The 19972-nt window shown below is 64.6% G+C and carries 20 protein-coding genes; 7 read left to right on the top strand and 13 right to left on the bottom strand.

The features are described 5' to 3' along the window. Positions 1-7: 7 nt before the first annotated feature. The 8 genes from flhB to DEM26_RS13390 are packed head-to-tail and all read right to left on the bottom strand — an operon-like array spanning position 8 to position 6241. Positions 8-1141 carry a flagellar biosynthesis protein FlhB gene (gene flhB / locus DEM26_RS13425; protein ID WP_233243102.1) on the bottom strand — a complete coding sequence of 378 codons (1134 nt, stop codon included), beginning with the start codon at positions 1139-1141 and terminating at the stop codon, positions 8-10. 10 nt (positions 1142-1151) lie between these two features. Continuing rightward, positions 1152-1913, bottom strand: a complete 762-nt coding sequence (locus tag DEM26_RS13420) for a flagellar biosynthetic protein FliR (RefSeq protein ID WP_233243101.1) — start codon at positions 1911-1913, stop codon at positions 1152-1154. Between the two features lie 3 nt (positions 1914-1916). Then, positions 1917-4007 (bottom strand): flagellar biosynthesis protein FlhA, encoded by a 2091-nt coding sequence (flhA, locus tag DEM26_RS13415; RefSeq protein ID WP_109172606.1) that lies wholly within the window; start codon positions 4005-4007, stop codon positions 1917-1919. 7 nt (positions 4008-4014) lie between these two features. Next, positions 4015-4824: a lytic transglycosylase domain-containing protein gene (locus tag DEM26_RS13410; protein WP_109172605.1), complete on the bottom strand. Its 810-nt coding sequence runs from the start codon at positions 4822-4824 to the stop codon at positions 4015-4017. Beyond that, positions 4824-5093, bottom strand: coding sequence for a flagellar biosynthesis protein FliQ (gene fliQ, locus DEM26_RS13405; protein WP_075775861.1), 270 nt, complete (start codon positions 5091-5093; stop codon positions 4824-4826). Before fliQ ends, DEM26_RS13410 begins: the two co-directional genes overlap by 1 nt. Positions 5094-5109: 16 nt before the next feature. Further along, positions 5110-5430, bottom strand: coding sequence for a flagellar hook-basal body complex protein FliE (locus tag DEM26_RS13400; protein ID WP_088720395.1), 321 nt, complete (start codon positions 5428-5430; stop codon positions 5110-5112). A 7-nt stretch (positions 5431-5437) separates the two neighbouring features. Next, positions 5438-5848, bottom strand: coding sequence for a flagellar basal body rod protein FlgC (gene flgC, locus DEM26_RS13395; protein ID WP_075775863.1), 411 nt, complete (start codon positions 5846-5848; stop codon positions 5438-5440). A 21-nt stretch (positions 5849-5869) separates the two neighbouring features. Further along, positions 5870-6241 (bottom strand): flagellar basal body rod protein FlgB, encoded by a 372-nt coding sequence (locus DEM26_RS13390; RefSeq protein ID WP_088720394.1) that lies wholly within the window; start codon positions 6239-6241, stop codon positions 5870-5872. Between the two features lie 86 nt (positions 6242-6327). Here DEM26_RS13390 and DEM26_RS13385 point away from each other — a divergent pair, with 86 nt between their 5' ends. Continuing rightward, positions 6328-7677 (top strand): FliI/YscN family ATPase, encoded by a 1350-nt coding sequence (locus DEM26_RS13385; protein ID WP_199224671.1) that lies wholly within the window; start codon positions 6328-6330, stop codon positions 7675-7677. A 21-nt stretch (positions 7678-7698) separates the two neighbouring features. Here DEM26_RS13385 and DEM26_RS13380 read toward each other — a convergent pair whose 3' ends face one another. From DEM26_RS13380 to DEM26_RS13370, 3 genes are read right to left on the bottom strand one after another with little or no spacing between them, the layout of a single operon-like run. Next, a complete protein-coding gene (locus DEM26_RS13380; RefSeq protein WP_109172604.1) occupies positions 7699-9555 on the bottom strand; it encodes a tetratricopeptide repeat protein in 1857 nt (618 codons plus the stop codon). Continuing rightward, a complete protein-coding gene (locus DEM26_RS13375) occupies positions 9552-10898 on the bottom strand; it encodes an FkbM family methyltransferase (protein WP_109172603.1) in 1347 nt (448 codons plus the stop codon). The genes DEM26_RS13380 and DEM26_RS13375 overlap by 4 nt, the downstream gene beginning before the upstream one ends. 3 nt (positions 10899-10901) lie before the next feature. Next, a complete protein-coding gene (locus DEM26_RS13370; RefSeq protein ID WP_109172602.1) occupies positions 10902-12044 on the bottom strand; it encodes a hypothetical protein in 1143 nt (380 codons plus the stop codon). A 231-nt stretch (positions 12045-12275) separates the two neighbouring features. On the opposite strand from DEM26_RS13370, the gene motA reads away from it, so the two are divergent. Further along, positions 12276-13145 carry a flagellar motor stator protein MotA gene (motA, locus tag DEM26_RS13365; protein WP_075775869.1) on the top strand — a complete coding sequence of 290 codons (870 nt, stop codon included), beginning with the start codon at positions 12276-12278 and terminating at the stop codon, positions 13143-13145. Positions 13146-13152: 7 nt separating this feature from the next. After that, entirely contained in the window at positions 13153-13590 is a 438-nt protein-coding gene (locus DEM26_RS13360) for a flagellar FliJ family protein (protein ID WP_109172601.1), read from the top strand. Here the strand turns inward: DEM26_RS13360 and DEM26_RS13355 are convergent. Beyond that, a complete protein-coding gene (locus DEM26_RS13355; RefSeq protein ID WP_109172600.1) occupies positions 13580-14053 on the bottom strand; it encodes a hypothetical protein in 474 nt (157 codons plus the stop codon). The genes DEM26_RS13360 and DEM26_RS13355 overlap by 11 nt on opposite strands. Before the next feature lie 163 nt (positions 14054-14216). Here DEM26_RS13355 and DEM26_RS13350 point away from each other — a divergent pair, with 163 nt between their 5' ends. Further along, positions 14217-14612, top strand: a complete 396-nt coding sequence (locus DEM26_RS13350; protein WP_075775872.1) for a DUF805 domain-containing protein — start codon at positions 14217-14219, stop codon at positions 14610-14612. A 61-nt stretch (positions 14613-14673) separates the two neighbouring features. Here DEM26_RS13350 and ileS read toward each other — a convergent pair whose 3' ends face one another. After that, on the bottom strand, positions 14674-17658 hold the full coding sequence (gene ileS, locus DEM26_RS13345) for an isoleucine--tRNA ligase (protein ID WP_109172599.1): 2985 nt from the start codon (positions 17656-17658) through the stop codon (positions 14674-14676). A gap of 384 nt (positions 17659-18042) precedes the next feature. On the opposite strand from ileS, the gene DEM26_RS13340 reads away from it, so the two are divergent. From DEM26_RS13340 to tolQ, 3 genes are all read left to right on the top strand, one after another. Continuing rightward, positions 18043-18768: a hypothetical protein gene (locus tag DEM26_RS13340; protein ID WP_369907843.1), complete on the top strand. Its 726-nt coding sequence runs from the start codon at positions 18043-18045 to the stop codon at positions 18766-18768. Continuing rightward, positions 18758-19159 carry a tol-pal system-associated acyl-CoA thioesterase gene (gene ybgC, locus DEM26_RS13335; RefSeq protein WP_088720385.1) on the top strand — a complete coding sequence of 134 codons (402 nt, stop codon included), beginning with the start codon at positions 18758-18760 and terminating at the stop codon, positions 19157-19159. Before DEM26_RS13340 ends, ybgC begins: the two co-directional genes overlap by 11 nt. A 115-nt stretch (positions 19160-19274) precedes the next feature. Further along, positions 19275-19970: a protein TolQ gene (gene tolQ, locus DEM26_RS13330; RefSeq protein WP_088720384.1), complete on the top strand. Its 696-nt coding sequence runs from the start codon at positions 19275-19277 to the stop codon at positions 19968-19970. Positions 19971-19972 lie beyond the last annotated feature (2 nt).

Here is a 19972-nt window from a genome sequence, read left to right as displayed (position 1 = left end):
CCTATTCTCATTCCTCGTCGACCCGCAGGACCGAGCCTTTCGGCGGCGCGCGCCGGATGTTGCGACGCAGATCCATGACATAGCCAATGATCTCCGCAACCGCCTGCCAATGCTCGACCGGCACGGTGTCATCCACTTCGATCGTCGCGTGCAGCGTACGCGCGAGGGGCTTATTCTCGACGATCGGCACCTCGTTCTCGCGCGCGATCTGCCGGATGCGGGCGGCCACGGCATCGGCCCCCTTGGCGACGCAGACCGGTGCGGCGTCGCTGCCCTGTTCGTATTTCAGCGCCACGGCATAATGCGTCGGGTTCGTCACGATCACGCTGGCGGTCGGCACGGCCTGCGCCATGCGCTGGCGGGCGCGCCTGCGTGCGATCTCCGCACGGCGGCCCTTGATCTGCGGATCGCCCTCGGAGTCCTTCATCTCGTCGCGGATTTCCTTGAGAGACATGCGCAGTTTGCGCCGCCACTCGAACCGTTTCCAGATGATGTCGCCGATGGTGATCGGCACGAGGAACACCATCGCTGCGCTCAGCAGCCATCCGGCCCGATGGGCGGCGTAGCTCGGAATGTTCTCGGGCAGGAAATTCTCGCCCTGCCAGATCCCGGTGACCGCGCGTTTCGCCACCCACAGCGCGAGCACGCCGATGACGAGAACCTTGGTGATGCTCTTGGCGAACTCGACCAGTGCGCCGGGCGAGAACATCTTCTTCAGCCCGCCGAGCGGCGAGAGCTTCGACAGTTTCGGCTTCATCCGCTCCGACGAGACCACGGTTTCGCCCTGGATCAACACGCCGAACAGCGCGGCCAGAAGCATCACGCCGAAGATCGGGGCGGCCCATCCCGCTATCTCGCCGAAGAGCATGCTGAGGATGTCGCCAATATCGCGCGCGCCTGCCGACCCTTGGCCAATCTTAACCTGGCCCGCCCCGGCGAAGACCTGACCAAGCGAGGTCATCGCCCGGCCCGCCACCAGTGGCAGGATGAACATCACGATCATCAGCAGCGAGAAGACCGACATCATGTTGCCGGTCTCGCGCGAGGAGGGCACGTCGCCTTTCTCGCGCGCCGATTTCAGCCGCTTGTCTGTCGGCTCTTCGGTCTTGGAGGATTTATCCTGTTCGTCGCCTTCGGCCACGGCGCGCTCCTTAGGGTATGACGAAAGTGCCGAGCCAGTCGGTGAACCGGCCGAGGAAGACATGCAGCATGCTGGGCGACGCCGCCGCAAGGATCAGCAGGCCCGACGCGATCAGCGCGGGTGCTGCGACGAAGAAGACAGGCAGCGCGGGCATCATCCGGTTTGCAAGCCCCATCCCGAGATTGAAGATCAGCCCCATGACGAAGAACGGCGCCGCGATAGCCGCCCCGATATAGAGGCTGGCCGACGCGGCCTTCACGATCTGCTTCGCCATGTCGCCCAGCAGCAGGGTGCCCGGCGGAAAGACGTCGTAGGAATAGAGCAACGCGCGGATGATGACGTGATGCGTGTTCGTGACGAAAATCAGCGCGACGCCCGAGATCAGCAGGAAGCTCGCGATCATCGTGGAGCCCTCGAACGACCCGAGGCTCGGCGCGAAAGCATTGGCGAGACCCGAGACCTGCCCGGCCTGATGCCCCGCAAATTGTAGCGCGCTGAACAGCACCCGTGCAGTCAGCCCGATCCAGATACCCGTCGTCACCTCAAACCCGAGATAGATCGCGAAAGTAACGAGATTGTCGGGCTGCATCGGCAATACTGGCGTCGCGGGATAAAGCGCGAGGCTGAACACCACTGCCATCGCCAGACGGCTTCGGGTCGGCACCTGCATCTCGCCGAAGCCCGGCATGAACATCATAGCGCTGCCCAGCCGGGCGAAGACTATGAGATAGCCGAATAGCTGCGCGTCGAGAAATGTGCTCAGCCCGCTCACCCCTCAGGCCCCGATCGTCCCGACCGTCTTCATGGCGGCCTTTCGGTGCACCTCGTTATGCGAGATCACCTGAGTCATCGGGCTTACGCGTTCGAGCATCGAGCGGACATAGCCACGCACTTCCGGCGCAACCATCAGCGCGGGCCATTCGTCGCGTGCGGCGTGGCGCTGGATTTCCTGACGCGCCTCCAGCACGAATTCCTGCACGCGCTGCGGCGACATCAGGAAGGTCCGCTCCTTGCCGTTGATCTTCACCGCTTCGCCGAATTCATGCTCCCACGCACCCGACATTGTCAGCACCGGCACGAAGCCCGAACCATCCGCCAGCGCGCGGCAGATCTGGTTCGCAAGGCGGGCGCGGACCCGCTCGGTGATCACGGCAGGGTTGGTGCTCGACGGCGCGGCCTCGGCCACCGCCTCGATGATGAGCGGCAGGTTGCGGATCGAGATACGCTCGGCCAGCAGCGATTGCAGCACCTGCTGCAGCAGGATTTCCGGGGCGGGGTTGGAGATGTCGCTCGCGAGTTTCTGGTAGTCCCGGTCCAGCTCGGCCAGAAGCTTCTTCACCGCGCCATAGGTGAGCAGTTCGGACATATGCTCCTTGATGATCTCGGTGAGATGGGTGGTAATCACGCTCTCGGGGTCCACGACCGTATGGCCCTGCTGTTCGGCCTCGGACGCGCGCGCCGGGTCGATCCAGACCGCGCTCAGCCCGAAGGTGGGTTCCTTGATCCGCTCGCCGGGCAGCTTCACCTGATCACCGGACGGGTCGATCACCATCACGAGGTTGGGGCGCAGCTCGCCTTTCGCCGCCTCGACGCCCTGCACGAGGATCGAATAGCTGTTCGTCGGCAGCATCGGGTCGTCCTTGATGCGCACCGAGGGCAGGACGAAGCCGTAATCCTTCATGAAAAGATTGCGCAGGCTTTTGACCTTGCCGGGCAGGGCGGCATCCATGCTCGAGATCAGCGGCACCAGTCCCGCGCCGAGGCTGAGGCGCAGCTCGTCGAGCTTGAGTTGCTGCTGCGTCGTCTCGGCCGAGGTCTCTTCCATCTGGGCCGCGCGGGCTTCTGCTGCCGCCGCGTCGCTGGCGCGCAGCGCGGCCTGCTCCTGCATCACATAGCCCAGCCCCGCGAGCAGCCCGGCCAGCGCGAAAAACACCACGATCGGGAAGCCGGGCAGCAGGCCGATCCCGCCAAGAAGCACCGCCGCCATGTAGAGCGCCTTCGGGAAGTTCGACAGCTGCCCGAGAACCGCCTCGTTCGCCGCGCCCTCGGTGCCGCCTTTCGTGACGATCAGGCCCGCTGCCAGCGATACCACCAGCGCCGGAATCTGCGTCACCAACCCGTCGCCGATCGTCAGCACGGTGTAGTTACCCGCCGCCTGAGAGACGCTCAGCCCGTGCTGAACGACGCCGATCAGGATGCCGCCGACGACATTGATCAGCGTGATGAGGATCCCGGCCACCGCGTCGCCGCGCACGAATTTCGACGCACCGTCCATCGCGCCGAAGAAGCCACTCTCGTCCTCCAGCTCCTTGCGGCGGCGCTTGGCCTCCACCTCGTCGATCAGTCCTGCGCCGAGATCGGCGTCGATCGCCATCTGCTTGCCGGGCATAGCATCGAGCGAGAAGCGCGCGGAAACCTCGGCGATCCGGGTCGAGCCCTTGGTGATGACCACGAAGTTGATAACCACGAGAATCGCGAAGATCACGATCCCGATCACGAAATCCCCGCCCACGATGAAGCGCGAGAACCCCTCGATGACGCCGCCCGCCGCGCCGGGGCCGGTATGGCCCTGGCTGAGAATGAGCCGCGTCGAGGAGATGTTGAGCGACAGCCGCAGCATCGTCACCACGAGCAGCAGCGTCGGGAAGGAGTTGAACTCCAGCGGCTTCGGGATCCACAGCGCCACCATCAGGATCAGCACCGAGACCGACAGCGAGATCGCGAGGCCGAAATCCAGAATGATCGGCGGAAGGGGAACGAACAGCATCCCGAGGATCAGGGTCACGCCGATCGCGAAGCCGATATCGCGGTTCTTGATGCCGAGCCCCACGAGGTTCTGGCCGAGACTGGTTTGTTTTTGGCTCATTGCGCGCTCAATTCGTTCGCGTGAAATTGGGAAGCACGGGTTGCAGGTCGTTCGTCGAATAGATCGAAAGCCGCATGTCCTGATCCGCCGTCAGATCGGCCGACCAGAAGACGGGCAGTTTGCGGCGCATGGGGCGTGGCGAGGCGGTCATGGTGGGCGCGTCCACGGAGGCGGCGCCTGCGAGCCGGACGAAATAGTCGCCCCGTTTCTGCGCCACCGCGAGATTGCGCCTTAGCGCGGTCAGATAGGTCTGGCGCGCCTCCGGGGTGAAGGAATGATACGAGCCTGCGGCGAGCCACCAATCCCCCGTCCGCCGATACAGATCGACCAGAAACCGCGCCGCGTAATCCACATTCGCCGCCGGATCGAAGGACTGAGCCAGCGAGTCAAACGCGTCCGGATGCCATTTGCGGTTCACCTGCATGCAGCCCGTATCGATCGAGGTGACGCCCGCTGCTTGCTTCTGGTGGACCCAAGCCATCGCCGCTTCGCGGCTGTCGAACACGCGCCCTTCGCCCGCGGCATTCACGCTCCACGGCCAGACGGTCAAGCGACCTTCATTGCGAAACCCCGCCTCCTGCAGCCCGATCGCGAGAAGCAGGTTGTCGGGGATGCCGTAGCGGTCCTGCGCCGCGAAAATCTGGCGCAGGCATTGCTGGTCATTGCCGAACTTGGAGGGGACGACTGTGGTTGCCTCGGGCACGGGGCGGCTGGAGGTGTAGAACCCCGCCCAGCCCTCGGCCCGCGCGGGGCCTGTCGCGGCGAAGCTCGCGATTGCAAGCGCCGCCAAGGCGCGAAACCACCCCGCCCGCGCCATCAGGTGGGCCCGTTCATGATGAGATCGAAGACGGTATCCGACAGGTGCGAGAGCGTCGCGTAGATGAAGGGCAGGGCGAGCACGAGGCCCACGAAGATCGCGACGATCTTCGGCACGAAGGTCAGCGTCATCTCCTGCACCTGCGTCAGTGCCTGGAAGATCGCGATGCCAAGGCCGACAAGCAGCGCGAGCGCGAGGATCGGGCCGGCCCCGAGCAGGATCGTCCAGATCGTGTCCGACATGATCGCATAGACATCGGCTTCTTCCATGATGCCCCCGCCTGCCTCAGATCGGCATCCGCATGATTTCCTGGTAGGCCTCGACCAGCTTGTCGCGCATCGCCACGGTGACCTTCACGGTGGATTCCAGCGCCATCGTCGCTTCGACGACCTGCTGCGTGCTGGCCTGTCCCGTCAGACCCGCCTGCGCGGTGGTATCGGCCGCACGCATGGTCTGGACCGCGTCTTCGGCGGCGCTCTTGAGCATGTCGCCGAAGCTTTGTCCCGCGGATTTGGCCTCCTGCGCGGAAGCAGGACCGCCACTCAGGTTGCGCGAGGCGCCATAGGCGCCCCGGATCGCTGCGTTGGAGAGGACTGGATCGCTCATGCGTCACCTATTTCAGAAGGTCGATCATCTCGCGGCGCATCTGGCGACCGGTCTCGAGCATGTTCAGGTTGGCCTCGTAGCTGCGCGCCGCTTCGCGCATGTTGCTCATCTCGATGATCGGGTTGACGTTCGGCAGTTTCACGAAACCCTCGGCATTCGCCGCCGGATGAGCCGGGTCGTATTTCAACACGAAATCAGAGGTGTCGCGACCGACTTCGGTGACATCGACCATCGAGGCGCCTGTCGCGTCATCGACCATTTCGCCGAAGGAGATGGTCTTGCGGCGGTAGGGATCCGCGCCCGGCGTCGAGCCGGTCGAATCCGCGTTGGCCACGTTTTCCGAGACGACCTTCAGTCGCTCGCCCTGCGCGCGCAGCCCGCTTGCCGCGATCGCACCGATTGATTTCAGAGGGTCCATGCTCATAGTCTGCTCCGCACGTTACTCTTTGCCGCTGGCGGCGTTGATAAGCTGGTAGGCCTTTCGATAGAGGTTCGCCGCCAACCGATATTGGTCCGCATTCTCGCTCGCGATCACGGATTGCTGCTCCAGCGCCACGTCGTTGCCGTCGAGGCTGCTGTCCCATGCCCCGCTGGCATTCACCGTCTCGACGGTGGTTTCGTGCGACGGGCCGCCGGTTGCGCGCGCCGCGTCGCTCTTCTCGAGGAAGCTCTGGAAGTCGGTGACGTCCCGCGCGCGGTAATTCGGCGTGTCGGCATTGGCGATGTTCTCGGCCAGCACCTTCTGGCGGGCCGCAAGCCACTGCATCCGATCCGAGGCGAGGTTAAAAAAGGATATCGTATCAAGTTTCACGTTGGATCGCTCCGTTTTCATGGATAGTATACTGGTGTGAGAATGGATTGGTAGGGTTTATCCTTGTGAATACGATTTTTTCTTCCTTGAATTATGCGGTTGACGAGGCCGATGAGGCAAGAATTGTCGGTCATGTCCATTCGGTCACGGGCCTGTCGCTGACTGTCGTCGGGCTCGAACGCGCGATGGGAATCGGCCAGCGCTGCATCGTGCACGGGCGGCGCGGTCCGGTTCTCGCCGAGGCGGTCGGTTTGAACGAGGCCGGAACCCGCGTTCTGCCGTTCGGCAGCTGGGATGGCGTCTCGGTGGGGGATCGGGTCGAACTCGACCAGCACGGCGATCTGATCCACCCCGATGAAAGCTGGATCGGTCAGGTCGTGGATGCGCTGGGCCGGCCCGTGCGCAGCGGCACTGGCTGGACCCCGGGGGAGATGGCGCGCGACCTCAAGGCCGCCCCGCCGCGCGCCTTCGACCGAAAGCGGGTCGGCGCGAAGCTCGAGACGCAAATCAAAGTATTCGACATCTTTACCCCGATCTGCCGTGGCCAGCGCATGGGTGTCTTCGCGGGCTCCGGCGTCGGGAAATCGACATTGATGGCGATGCTCGCGCGCAATACCGATACGGATGTGATCGTGATCGGGCTGGTGGGCGAGCGTGGCCGGGAGGTGCAGGACTTCATCCAGAACGACCTCGGCCCAGAGGGGATGGCGCGCGCGGTGGTCGTGGTGGCGACGGGCGACGAGCCGCCCTTGCTGCGCCGTCAGGCGGCGTGGACCGCGACCGCCGTGGCCGAGCATTTCCGCGATCAGGGCAAGCAGGTGCTGCTGCTGATCGATTCCGTCACCCGCTTCGCGATGGCGCAGCGGGAGATCGGCCTCTCCGGGGGCGAGCCGCCGACGACCCGGGGCTACCCGCCCACCGTATTCGCGGAACTGCCGCATCTGCTGGAACGGGCGGGACCCGGCGTCGAAGGGACGGGCGATATCACCGGGCTCTACACGGTGCTGGTGGACGGCGATGACATGAACGAGCCCATTGCCGATACCGTGCGCGGGATCGTGGACGGGCATATCGTGCTCGACCGTCACATTGCCGAGCAGGACCGCTACCCGGCGGTGAACGTGCAGAAAAGCATCTCGCGGATGCTGCCCGACTGCCACACCGACGCCGAGTATCGGATCATGCAGGCGGCCCGGCGCGCGCTGGGGAAATATGCCGATATGGAAGACCTGATCCGGGTGGGCGCTTACCGTCCCGGCGCCGATCCCGACACAGATGCGGCGATCCGCTTCCACCAAAGCGCGACGGTTTTCCTGTCGCAGCGGAAATCGGAGCAGCTTGGATCGATGCGGGCCTTCGCGGAAACCTACAGGCTGCTACTGGAAGCGGGTTTCGACGTGCCGCTTCCCGAAGAGGTAGATGGCGAGGGCGCGTAAGCCCGCGGTCCCGAGCGCCTCTTAAAGCGCGGCGATTTCCGACAGTGGGCCGCTCCAGTCGCCGAGCTGCGCCTGGCGATGAAGTTGCAAGTTTCCATACCAACGATCCGGGCTTCCTTGACGGCCCCAATACCACATGCACGCCGCCCCTTTCGGGATCAGCACATGGGTGTCGGGATGCCCCAGCGCACCGCAGAGATGGGCGGTGGTGTTGTCGATGCTCACCACCCGATCGAGCGCCATGATCTGTGCGGCGAACCCGTCGAGATCGGCGAACTGGTCGATTGCGGCATCGTGGAAAAGCGTCAGGTCAGGACGGCTGCGGGCGGCTTGCGCCAGCTCCGCCTCGCGGTCGCCATATTGCAGGTTTACCACCAAGGCACCTTCGGGCAGGGCCCTCAGCATCGTTTCGAGCGCGAGCGAGCGATGCGCTCCGGTGATCGCGTCGCTGCTGTGCCATGCGACGCCGACGATCGGTCGCCCCTGCGCCATCTCGCGATAGCGGGCCCGGGTCATCTCGACCTGCACCGGATCGGCGTTCAGATACCCGCCAAGCGGTCGCGCCGCGAGCGCCTCGACGCTGAGATAGCGCACGAGGTCACCGACGAAGATCATTTCCTCCGGAGCGACGCCCATCTTGTCGACCTCGGTGGTCTCCGCGAAGGCGATCCCAAGGCCGGAACGCTCGATCAAGGGCTTCATCCGGGCCTCGCCGACGAAGGTCACCTTTGCGCCGGCGGGCAGGGGAGCGCGCCCGATGATGGGCAGCAGCGCAAGCTGGTCGCCGATCCCCTGCTCGTCGACGAGAAAGAGGCGATCGCGGGTGGCAAGCCGCTCGGGCTCGGAATTTTCATAGGGAATGCGGCGGCGGTTCGCGTCGGGCTGGCGGCCTGCGTAATAGGGGGCTCCCGCCGCGAAATCGCCTTCGCCCATCAGGAAGGTGCCGTAGGCGCGCCGCACCCAGAGCCCGCCCCCGTCAACGAGGTGAAGGGCTTCGCGAAACGCGATCCGCGCCGCGCGAAAGTCTTCCCGGTCGAGGTGGCAATTGCCGGAAAATCCCAAAACCCGCTGGAACTGCGCGGGATCTTCGAAGCGATGCGAGAGGGTCTCGAGGGCGCGCTGGGTCTCGCCGCACGCACGTAGAGCCGCCATCCGAAGGGTGACGATTTCGTCGCGATGCGCGGGGGGCAGATCGGCCTCGGCCAGCAAGGCATCGGCGCCGACGATGAGGCCCCTGTAGTTCTGGCGGAAGAGTTTCGCCTTGAGCAAGCCGATGCGGTGCGCGATCGGCGCCGGCGAAAGTCGCGCGGCTTCCTCGTAGGCGGGCGCGGCTTCGGCATTGCTTTCGCCTGTGGCGAAGGCGTCGGCCGTGATGAACCAGATCTCGGCCGTCTTCATGCGCTCAGCCATCTTGCGCAGATTTCGTCCGGCCGTGGTCGACCGGTCGAGCCGCCCCATCAGATCGGCATAGAGGCGGGCCATCGGAACGTCTTCGCTGCCACGCTCGATTGCCTGCGCAAACAGATCGATGGCCGCGAAGATGTCGGCCCTGAGAACCCGCGCCTTACCCAGCCCTGCAAGCCCCATCGGATCGGTGGGCGCGATCAGCAGGGCGCGTTCGAAGAACTTCGTCGCGGCTTCGGCCTCGCGGCGGTCGAGCGCCACGGTGCCCAGCACGAGCCACGGGTGACGGTTCGCCGGATGCGCCTGGCTGACCTCATGCGCCAGCCGCGCCGCGTGCGGGCCGTCAGCCGCAGCGAGCGCCTCATAGGCTTCGTGCATCGTCAGCGCCGCTGCGCTGTCCGCGATACCGTAATACTTCGCGGCTTTCGCGGCCCGGGCGCGCCGGTCCTTGCGTGAGAGGGCGGTCTGGGTCATGCGCGTTCCCTCGGAATGGCGAAGTAGTCGATCGAGTGGATGTAGAACACGCTGTCGACCAGCACGTAGTCATGCGCGCGGCACCATTCCTGCGCGAAGGCGAGGAGGTTGTCGCGGCGGGTCTCGACCCAGATCAGCGGGCGGTCGCGCGCGATCAGCCCCTCGGCCCCGGCGAGCACGTCCAGCTCCATCCCTTCAGCGTCGATCTTGAGAAAGTCGGCGCGGGCGTCGGCCATCAGCGCATCCAGCGTCACGACCTTCAACTCGCCCGCTTCGTCAGCGATCAGTGTCGTGGCCCCGAGGTTGTTTTCCTGCGTCGTCTCTGCGCGGAAGCTGCCCTCCGCGCGGCCCACGCCGAAGCCCATGCCGCGCCGGTCGATCAGGCCGTCGATCCCGTTCGCGGCGATATTGCCTTCCAGAAGGGTCAGCGCCGCGGGGTTCGGCTCCACCGGATAGATGCGCGCCGGGTTCAGATGCTGTGCGTACCAGACGACGTGGTTGCCGATATTCGCGCCGACCTCAACGATATGCGGGTGCGTCACGCCGATCAGATCGCGCAGCTTCTCGAGCGAGCTATCCTCGAAGAACCTCCCCTGAAGGTGGGTGTTCTGGATGATGTCGAGCGGATTGGAGATCTGCATTTTCGCCGCCACGCCCCGATGTTCGAGCGGCGCCCAGACCGGATCGCGCTCGACCGCTTCGGCCCACATCCGCTCGACCTGCCGGGCCCAATCGGCCCCCGTCGCAGAGCGCGGCCCGGTGGAGTGCTGATCGCGGCGGTTGATGAAGAAGATCTCCGGGCGTTTCGCGCAGTGCCCGTTCTGCCAGAGTTGCAGGTAAAGCTTGTAATCCTCGCCCGTATCCATCGCCTCATCGAAGCCGAAGCGCGCCGCGAGTTCGGTGCGGATGAAAGCGCCGATCTGAACCGCGAAGAAGGGTGGCGTGGCGAGAAACTCTGCATAGCTGGAAAGCTCTGCCGGCTGACCGTCACGCAGTTGCGGCTCGCCCGCCGCGTCGAATTCGCAGATCAGCCCCCAAAGCGCATCGAGCGTGGGCTCATCGGCAAGTCGCGCGCCGAAAGCCTCGAACGCGTTCGGGGTCAGCACGTCATCCGCATCGAGGAAGAAAATCCACTCGATGCCTGCCTCCTGTGCCTGCCGGATGGCGGTGTTGCGGCGTGCCGAGCGGCCGTGAAGCCCTTGCGTGTCGTCCATCGCGTAGTGATGGATCTGGTCGAACGGACCCTTGGAAAAGCCGATCGCGGTCTCGACGGAGGGCGCGCAGCTTTCTTCGAACAACTGGCGATGGCCGGGGCCGATCGGGGTGATGATTGCGCAATCCATGGCTCAGCGCTCCTTGCCGCTTTGTTCATCCGCAAGCGACTGGAAGACGGATTCCCGGATCGTATCGAGCGAGACCTTCCGCGCCTCGCCATGGCTGAGCGCAGGCGTCAGGCCAAGTTGCAGCGCCAGCGCCGAGAAGAAGATCAAAGCGGCGCCGCCCAACATCGTGCGCATCTGCGGCTTCGCGCCCTCGCGCTTTGCTGGAAACTTGCCTGGCTCCGCGCGCGCCGGGGCAGACAGAGCAGCGGCGCGCGGTTTTGCGGCTTCGGGGGCGATGAAGATGTAGTGGTCGAGCGCGGTCAGTCGCGCCGTCAGCGGCGCCTGCCGCAAGGTCGCGAGAAGCGGGGCCGGGAAGTGATCCGCCGCGGCGTGGATCTGGCCGGGCAGGGCGGTTGCCCCCTGACGCGCGAGTTCCGCCACCGGGATGGCGAAGCTGCGAAGATCGTCGCGGAAATAGACGTCTCGGACCCCGAAGCTTTGCGCATCGGCGCCGGCCTCGTCGATGGTGATCCGCACGGTGTCGGCATCGAGGCTCAATTCGCAAGTCGCCATCAGCGCCTCGGCCCGGTGCGTATCGCTCAGCCGCCGGAAGCCGGGCGGGCCGCCATCCGCGCTCACCGGGGCCGTTGTTTCCGCTCGATTGGAAGGCACAGAGGCCGCATTCCTGCTCGTCGGCGGAGCGCTCGATGTCGCGGAGTGTGTCGGGTTCAACTCCGACAGGAGCCGCTCGACCTCGCGCAACGCAGGCGACACCGAGGCGGATTTCGCATCGGTCAGCGCTTCCGGGTCGAGCCCCTCGTCGGCGGCATAGGCGAAATTGATCGCGTAATCGCGGGCGATCTCCGGAAGGTTGTCGGTGTCCTGCACGAGCGACAGGATCTTCTGCTCGTCGGAGAACAGCATCCGCCGTGTCTGGTAGCCGTCGACCTTTGGAATGACGCTGAACTCATCCGCCCGCCAGTTCATCGATCGCGCGAGCCGGGGCAGTACCCGCTCGGCCTCGCTCGCGTGGAAGACCAGCATCGCGCAGCCGCCTTCCGGGTCGAGGCCGACGGCCAGACACATGTGCTGCGGCCATTGCTGGAACAGATGGCGCAGATCCTGCTCTTCGAGCAGAAAGGCTATGGCTTCCGCACTGGCGCTCATTCGATGCCCTGAATCCAAGATCAGTGTTGGAATTATCCTATCTATTCATGAATAATCGGTCAAGTTTCCTTATCTATAGATGGTATCGCGTGTTTTGTGCTTATTATTGTTAATGATTTTGGCATTTATACTTGACTTAACGAGAGCGTCACCGGAGATTTGCTCGAGATTTTGGGGAAACTGCGCCTGCCGGTGAAAGACTGGGGGCGCGAAGCATACGGACAAAGTATAATGACGATCATCCTTGGCCTGTTGGCCGTCGTGGGCCTCGTGTTCGGCGGCTTCCTCCTGTCCGGCGGCAGCATGGACGTTCTGATTCATGCCTTGCCGTTCGAAGGGATGATGATCGGTGGCGCCGCGCTCGGGTCGTTCCTGATCGCCAACTCGTTCGGGATGATCAAGCAATCGGGCCGGGGGCTCGTAAAGGTGCTCAAGGGCAGCAAGTGGAAGACGGCGGATTACACCGACCTCTTGAACCTGCTCTACGAGCTGTCGCGGCTCTATCGCAACAAGGGTATCATCGCGCTCGATCCTCATGTCGAAGCCCCGGAAGAGAGCGAGATCTTCAGCCGCTATCCGCGTATCCTGAAGGATCATTTCGCGATCCAGCTGATTACCGACAGCTTCCGGATGCTGGCGATGAATTTCGACGACAAGTACCAGACCGAGGACGTCATCAACCGCAAACTGAAGAAGCATCACCGCGAGGTTCTGGCCCCCGCCTCAGCGCTCCAGACCGTGTCCGACGCCTTGCCTGCCATCGGCATCATCGCCGCCGTTCTGGGCGTGATCAAAACCATGGGTGCGATCGACCAACCGCCGGAGATCCTGGGTGGTATGATCGGCGGCGCGCTTGTCGGCACCTTCCTCGGCGTGTTCCTTGCTTATTGCTTCGTGCAGCCGATGTCTGGCCGTCTGCGCCAGATCGAGGAAGAGGATTCCGCGTTCTATGCGGTGATCCGCGACATCTTCGTTGCGCTTGTGAGCGACCACCCGCCGAATATCTGCGTCGAGATCGGGCGCGGCAGCATCCCGACCGCGCATCAGCCGGATTTCTACGCCGTCGAGCAGGCGCAGAAAGACCTGCCGCAGGCGGCGTAACCGCGCAATGGCCCGCAACCGGATCGCGGCCCTGGAGGTGATCGGGCGGCTGCGGCGGCGTGAGCTCGAAGAGCAGGCCGGCGAGCTATCGAAGCTGAATGCGCAGGTCGCGCGGCTGGAAAGCGAGCGCGATACGCTGACAGCGCGCGCCCGCGCCGAGCTTCACGTCACCTCGCCTGAGACCGCGCCTTACGCCGCCGGATTCCGCGAGGCGGTGCGCGAGACGGTCTCGTGGCTCGATCAGGAGATCGGCACGCTGAACGAACGCCGCGTGCCGCTCGAAGGCCGGATGCGAGAGCTGTTCCGAGAGGCGAAGACCTATGACACGCTTCTCGACCGTGCCCGCGCCGAACGCGCGGCGGAGCTGGCAAAGCGCGAGCAGGCACAGGCCGAGGAGCGCACGCTGCAGCGCTGGCTGCGCGACAGGGATGCGGTCAGAAGCTGAAAATCTCGCCGAGATTGGCGATGATCGTGACGAGCAGGACAACGCCCGCAACGAGCAGCGCGATCCACCAGACATATTGGAAGACGATCGCCGCGATTCCGAGGCTCACCGCATAGCTCGGCAGTCGCCAGTTTTCGCGGAGTGCCGCTGCGATCCCCGCGAGCACGATCGCTAGGATCCCGAGGACCGGCGCCGCGAGGCCGAGGTAGCTGGAAGCCGGGAGTGGTTGCGGCTCCACCGGCTTCGGCGCAAGGCCGAAGAAGGACCGCCAAGCCGAGCGTTTGATCTCGCCAGCGATCTCGCCAATCTGACTTCCGGCAGAGGGCTGAGGCCCGTTCGCAATACCCGAGATCTGCAGGAAAACCAGAACCAACGCGGCCGCGCCCGCCAGCAACGCCCAGAAGCCCCAACTGCGAAACAGGGGGCGAAGCGGGGCGGGCGGATGGCTTTCACTTTGGGTCATTCCGCGAGGTTAGCCGCGAATCTTGACGCAAATAAGAAGAATGCACGTCGCGCGTTGACGCATCACGCGCCCACCGCACCTACCCCGCCGGATTCACGCTGGCGTGACGCGTCGTCCTGAGGCTAAGCTTCCTCGACAGCTCATCCACGAAGGGAGACGCCCGATGGAGTTCAGCGAAGCGATCCGCAAATGTTTCTCGAACTACGTGACTTTCACCGGCCGCGCGGCCCGGCCCGAATTTTGGTGGTTCGTGCTCTTCGTCTTTCTCGGGAACATCGTTTTCGGCTTGCTGGATCGCATCCTCTTCGGTCCAATGATGATGCGGGGCGGCGAAGCGTCGCTGCTGGGGGCGATCTTCTCGCTCGTCGTGTTCCTGCCGTCGCTCGCGGTGCTGGTGCGGCGGCTGCACGACCTCGACCGAACCGGCTGGTGGGCCTTGATCATGCTGATCCCGCTGATCGGGACGCTGGTCCTGCTCTTCTTCACCGTTCAGCGCGGCTCGCCGCGCGGTAACCGTTTCGGGCCGCCGCCGCTGCCGCCGCACCAGATGCCGTCCTGACCTGACATGAAAAAGGGCACCCAAGCGGGTGCCCTTCATTCCGTCACCGGATACGCGCCGCTCAGTCGAGCGCCGCATCGCACCGTTTGCAGGTGCCGGGATGCTCATGCGTGCCGACATCGGGCAGGATCTTCCAGCAGCGCTCGCATTTCTGACCGTCGGCCTTCTCGAAGACCACCGAGATGCCCGAAACTTCGGGCAGGCGGTATGCTTCCTGCGGAGCCGGGTCGGCGGTCAGCGCGATGTCCGAGGTGATGCAGAGATCCTCGAAGGGCACCGATTTCAGCGCCGCCAGAACGTCCGCATCCTCGACATGTACGACTGGTGCGGCCTCTAGCGAGGCTCCGATCACCTTGGCCGAACGCTGCACCTCCAGCGCTGCCGTCACCACGCGACGGGCGCGGCGGATGCCATCCCATTTCGCCGCAAGGCTCGCGTCGGCCCAGGCTTCGGGCGTCTCGGGGATGTCCTGCAGGTGAACCGAGGCATCGTCGCCCGGGAAGCGCGACAGCCACACGTCTTCCATGGTGAAGACGAGGATCGGCGCGAGCCAGGTCGTCAGGCGATGGAACAGCAGATCCAGCACCGTGCGCGCCGAACGGCGGCGCAGGCTGTCCTCGGGGTCGCAATAGAGCGCATCCTTGCGGACGTCGAAATAGAAGGCCGACAGGTCCACCGTGCAGAAGTTGAACAGCTGCTGGAAAACGCCCTGGAAATCGAAGGCGTCATAGCCCTTGCGCACCTCGGTATCGAGCTGTGCCAGACGATGCAGTACCCAGCGCTCCAGTTCCGGCATCTCGGTCGGATCGACGCGCTCGGCGTCGGAGAACCCATCGAGATTGCCCAGCATGAAACGCAGCGTGTTGCGCAGACGACGATAGCTGTCGGCGGTGCCTTTCAGGATCTCCTTGCCGATGCGCAGATCGGCGGTGAAGTCCGACTGCGCAACCCAGAGCCGCAGGATATCGGCGCCGTATTGCTCGATCACCTCCTGCGGCGCGACGGTGTTGCCGAGCGATTTGGACATCTTCATGCCCTTCTCGTCGAGCGTGAAGCCATGCGTCACCACATTGCGGTAGGGCGCGCGGCCCTTCGTGGCGCAGGCCTGCAGCAACGAGGAGTGGAACCAGCCGCGGTGCTGGTCGGTCCCCTCGAGGTAGACATCGGCGATGCCGTCCTCTGTCCCGTCGGCGCGGTCGCGCAGCACGAAGGCGTGGGTGGAGCCGGAATCGAACCAGACGTCGAGCACGTCGAAGATCTGTTCGTACTCGTCGGGATTCACGACGCCTTCCAGAACCTTCGCCTTGAAGCCGTCCTCATACCACGCGTCCGCACCCTCGGTCTCGAAAGCGGCGGTGATGCGTGCGTTGACCTCGGCGTTGCGCAGCAGGAAGTCTTCGTCGGTGGGCTTGGCGCCTTTCTTGACGAAACAGGTGAGCGGCACGCCCCAGGCGCGCTGACGGCTCAGCACCCAGTCGGGACGGTTCTCGATCATCGAATGCAGGCGGTTCTTGCCCTTTTCGGGCGTGAAGGTCACCAGCTCCTCGATCGAGGTCAGCGCGCGGGCGCGGATCGTGTCGCCATACTCGCCCATGCCGTCATCCAGCGTGTGGTCGATCGCGGCGAACCATTGCGGCGTGTTGCGATAGATCAGCGGGGCCTTGGAACGCCAGCTATGCGGATAGGAGTGCTTGATCTTGCCCTTGGCGAGAAGCGCCCCGGCCCAGGCCAGTTGCTTGATGTTCGACACATTTGCCGGCCCGTCCTTGCCATCAGCCGCGACGATCGCCTCGCCGCCGAACAGCGGCAGGTCCTTGCGGTAGCTGCCGTCGGGCTCGACGTTATAGGTCATCTGCAGCCCGTATTTCAGGCCCATCTGATAGTCGTCGTCGCCGTGGCTCGGTGCGGTGTGAACGAAGCCCGTCCCGGCCTCGTCGGTGACGTGGTCGCCGGGCAGGACCGGGACGTCGTAATCCCACTCGCCATTCGCGCCCTCGACGCCGGCATAGGGATGCGAGAGCGTCAGCCCCTCAAGCTCTGCCGCGCTGACATTGCGCACGCGGCTGAAGCTCTCGACTTTCGCCTGATCCATCACCGATTGCGCCAGCGCATCGGCCATCAGCAGCAGTTCGCCTTCCTCGGCGGTCGATTTCTCGCCCAGCGTGTCGACGCGGTAGAGCCCGTAGGCGATGCCCGGATTGAAGGACACGGCGCGGTTTTGCGGGATCGTCCACGGGGTCGTGGTCCAGATCACGACGCTCGCCGCGTGCAGCTGATCGGCCAGCAGCGCCTGATCCGCGGCGTCATATTCGACCGCATCCTCGGTCGGCATGTCGGCATTGCCGCCCCGGCGGACCTTGAAGCGCACCCAGATCGTGTGGCTGGTGTGGTCGTGATACTCGACCTCTGCCTCGGCCAGCGCGGTCTTCTCGACCGGCGACCACATCACGGGCTTGGAGCCTTGGTAGAGCGTGCCGTTCATCAGGAACTTCATGAACTCCTCGGCGATCACCGCCTCGGCATGGTAGTTCATCGTCAGATAGGGATCGGCCCAGTTGCCATAGACACCCAGACGCTTGAATTCCTCGCGCTGGATGTCGACCCAGTTCTCGGCAAAGGCGCGGCATTCGCGGCGGAACGCCACCACGTCGACAGCGTCCTTGTCGAGACCCTTGGCGCGGTACTGCTCTTCGATCTTCCACTCGATCGGAAGGCCGTGGCAGTCCCAGCCAGGCACGTAGCGCGCATCGCGGCCCATCATCTGCTGAGAGCGAGTGATGAAATCCTTCAGGATCTTGTTGAGCGCGTGACCGATATGGAGATGGCCGTTCGCGTAGGGAGGGCCGTCATGGAGCACGAAGCCGGGGCGCGTCTCCTTCGCGGCCTTCTCGCGCAGGCGATCGTAGACGCCGATCTTCTCCCAGCGCGCCAGCCAGTCGGGCTCACGCGCAGGCAGGCCCGCGCGCATCGGGAAATCGGTTTTCGGCAGGAAGACGGTGCCGCGATAGTCGGGGGCGGTCGTCTCGGTGGTCTGGTCGGAACTCATGGATAGGTCGTCCTTGGGAAAGGGAAGGGCGTGCGCGCGCACGCCGCGAGGCTTGGCGCAATATCCCGGCTACCCTGACGCGTCAGAGCGCCGGGCAAATAATTCGCGGATATGCAGCCAGCAAGAACATGCCGCCCTTATAGGCGTGAGGTGCAAGCGCGGCAAGCGCAGATCAGGGAGGGCTGCCGCCCGTCACCGTGGGTTCGCAATCGCCGAAGAAGAGGGGGCGCTGCCCCCACGCCCGGTCGGGCGCTCCCCCGGGATATTTGTGCCAAGCCGAAACGTCGTTGCAGGCAAAAGCCGGGGATGCGCGGCCGATCGGGCTGGCCCCCTTCCCCCCCCGGTCGCGATCTCTTAGGGTCGGGGCGAAGCGAGGGAGGCAGCATGGCGGAACAGGCAGAAATCACGGGCGAAATGGTGGAGCAGCTCTTCCGGCGCTCTTCCGACGAATATCTATTCGCACGTTGGGGGCGCCCCGTCGTTCCCGTCGTGTTCGGGGTCGAGGCGGCGACGCTTGCGACGGTGAAGGGCGCGGTCGAGGCGGTGGTGGCGCTGGCAGGGCACAAGATGGCCGAGACCGATCCCGAGCTGGGCGCGAACCTGATGATCTTCTTCTTCCGCGACTGGCAAGAATTGCTCGAGGTGCCCAATCTCGATCACCTGATCGACGGGTTGCAGGATCTGGTGATCCGGCTCGACGATCAGGGGGCGAACCAGTATCGCGTCTTCCGCTTCGACAGGGAGGGCGCGATCCGCGCCTGTTTCGCCTTCGTGCGGATGGATGCGGGGCTCGACGAGGTGCCCGCCGAGGTAATCGCGCTCAGCCAGGCGGTGCAGATGATCCTGCTTTGGTCCGACAAGGCCTTCGTGAAACGCTCGCCGCTTGCGGTGGCGGGCGGGGTGACCGTGCTGCGCCCCGAGATCGCTGCGGTGATCGCAGCTGCCTATGACCCGACGATGCCGGCTGTAGCGAAAGATCCGAGCCACGCGCTGCGTCTCGCGGCCCGCGCCGGCCTGCGTCAGGGCGAGGCCGCGGAGGCGGTGCGGGAATTGTCGCGCGAAGTGGGCGAGGCGGAGCCGGACGATCGGGAGAACGAGCATGGCGCATGAGTTTCCGATCCGGGTCTATTACGAGGATACCGACCTCGCGGGGATCGTCTATTACGCCAATTACCTGAAGTTCATCGAGCGCGGGCGGTCCGAATTCGTCCGCGCGCTGGGCGTAGATCAGGTCGCCATGAAGGCCGATTACGGGGTGGTCTTCGCGGTGCGCCGCGTCGAGGCCGATTACCTGCGTCCCGCGAAATTCGACGACGAACTGGTGGTGACGACCGACCTCGTCACCGAAACGGGCGCGCGCTTGGTGATGGAGCAGACCGTGCAGCGCGACGGCGAGGTGCTGTTCACCGCGCAGGTCACCATCGTCTGTCTCAACGAGGCGGGCGCGGCTCAGCGGCTTCCCGCCGATATTCGCCGGAAACTGGCCCCGAAACTGCATTGAAAAGCGGCGGGGTTTCGCCGGTTACATTGTTGTTATGGCGTTCCCCTTACTGCTGATATAGAATCGCTGGTAATCAGAGGCCCGATAACGTGGCCCCAACCGGCGAGCAGTACCTATGGACCATTCTTCGCTTGCGATGGCGCAGGAGATCGATTTCTCCCTGCTGGCGCTCTTTCTGCGCGCATCGCTGACCGTCAAACTCGTGATGATCATCCTCGTCGTGGCCAGCTTCTGGTCCTGGGCGATCATCATCCGCAAATTCATCGCCTATCGCGCGGCGCGCTCCGAGGCGGAAGCCTTCGACCGGGCCTTCTGGTCCGGCGAGCCGCTCGACGAGCTGTTCGACCAGATCGGCCCCGCGCCCGAAGGCGCGAGCCAGAAGATCTTCGCCGCCGGCATGTTGGAATGGCGCCGGTCGCATCGTCAGGACGGGGCGCTGATCACCGGCGCGCAAGCGCGGATCGAACGCTCGATGGATGTCGCGATCCAGAAGGCGACCGAAAACCTCAATTACGGGCTGACCTTCCTTGCGACCGTGGGCTCGATCTCGCCCTTCGTGGGCCTGTTCGGTACGGTCTGGGGGATCAAGGTCGCCTTCGAGGAGATCGCGATCTCGCAGAACACCTCGCTCGCCGTCGTGGCGCCCGGCATTTCGGAAGCGCTCGTGGCGACCGCGCTGGGTCTTCTCGCGGCAATTCCGGCGGTGATCTTCTACAACAAGCTGTCGTCCGATGCCGATCGCATTGCGGGCAACTATGAGGCCTTCGCGGACGAATTCTCGACCATCCTGTCGCGCCAGTTGGATAGCTGATC

The sequence above is a fragment of the Thioclava sp. NG1 genome, from assembly GCF_003122275.1.
Lineage (GTDB): Bacteria > Pseudomonadota > Alphaproteobacteria > Rhodobacterales > Rhodobacteraceae > Thioclava > Thioclava nitratireducens.
This window is presented reverse-complemented; position numbering and strand designations above follow the sequence as displayed.